Here is a 1,409-nt window from a genome sequence, read left to right as displayed (position 1 = left end):
TGAATCAACGGAGGACACGCATGTCGCAGCATCCCGCCCATTCGCAGGATCAACGTCACCCCGGCCAACCCAGTCCCATTGATGTGCAGAAGGCGTTGGCCGGCGTCGATTACCCGGCTACCTGCGAAAAACTGGTGGAGCGCGCCCGGCAGAATCGCGCCAACACGGACATCGTCGATCTCATCGACAAACTGCCCGATCACAATTACGACAGCCCATCGGCTGTATCGAAAGAAATCTCGCGCATCCAGTGAACAACGGGATCGCTGCTGGACTGAAAGACGCGGGATCGCGCATTTCGGTCGTCGTACTGACGCACAACCGTGCGGCGCGTCTGCGCGAAACGTTGTGCCGGCTGCGTGCACTGCCGGAGTGTCCGCGCATTATCGTCGCCGATAACGCATCCACGGACGACACGGTTCTCATGATCGCCCTCGCGTTCCCCGACGTACGCGTCGTCCAGTGCGGCAGCAACAGCGGCGCGGCAGGCCGCAATCAGGCAGTCGCCTGCGTCGAAACGGACTATGTTGCTTTCTGCGACGACGATACCTGGTGGGAGCCAGGCTCTCTCGCGCAAGCCGTCCGTGCGCTCGATGCGTCGCCGCGCGCGGCGGTGCTCAATGCCCGCATCGTGGTCGGCGATGCGGGTGAAACGGACCCGACCTGCGTGGTCATGCGGAACAGCCCGCTCGATTCGACGGGATTGCCCGGCCCGGCTCTCGTCGGTTATATGGCGGGCGCGTCGGTCTTCAGAACAGCCGTGTTCCGCGAATCCGGCGGGTATGACGCTCGCCTTTTCATCGGCGGCGAAGAAGAACTGCTCGCACTCGACGTGCTAGGACGAGGTCATGCAATCGCGTATTGCGACTCGCTAACCGTCGCGCACCATCCCTCCGCTGTGCGCGACAGCGCATTGCGGCGGCGCATGCTCGCGCGCAACGCCGCATGGATTGCATGGCTGCGGCTGCCCGTTGGCGTCGCCATCGGACGGACGTTCGAAGCGCTCCTTGCGTTCTGGCGCGAAGGCACGCTGTTGAATGACGGCGAGACGCTGTTGTGCGGCTTCGTGTGGGCGATTGGCGAACGTCAACGCGCGTCGCGAGACGTGCTATGGATGCTGCGTGAAGTAAAGCGGCACGAGCGCCGGCGCGCTTCGATGCCGCGCGCGACAGGCGCACGAACGGCGCGCTCGCGAGAACAAAACTGCCCTGAATCGGTTGAACCATGACGTCGCACGGCTAACGTCCTATGCGCGCCTTACCCGTCACGTCGAGAATCGCTTCGATCAGCACGGGCGCCGCGACGGGCTTGGTCAGATGCACGACGAACCCGGCCTGCCGCGCGCGAACCTGATCCCCCGCCTGCGAATATCCCGTCAATGCGATGCCCGGAATCTGATCGCGCGCGTT

At 63.9% G+C, this 1,409-nt stretch carries 2 protein-coding genes; both read left to right on the top strand.

Annotation, left to right across the window (positions count from 1 at the left end; genetic code table 11):
* A partial coding sequence (locus KFO72_RS41810; protein ID WP_225034551.1) for a DUF2795 domain-containing protein occupies positions 1-254 on the top strand: 254 nt, incomplete at its 5' end.
* Positions 251-1,228, top strand: a complete 978-nt coding sequence (locus KFO72_RS41805; protein ID WP_225034550.1) for a glycosyltransferase family 2 protein — start codon at positions 251-253, stop codon at positions 1,226-1,228. The genes KFO72_RS41810 and KFO72_RS41805, both read left to right, overlap by 4 nt.
* The last annotated feature ends 181 nt before the right edge of the window (positions 1,229-1,409 follow it).

This window comes from Paraburkholderia sp. XV, from assembly GCF_020177535.1.
In the GTDB taxonomy this organism is placed as follows: Bacteria; Pseudomonadota; Gammaproteobacteria; order Burkholderiales; family Burkholderiaceae; genus Paraburkholderia; species Paraburkholderia caribensis.
This window is presented reverse-complemented; position numbering and strand designations above follow the sequence as displayed.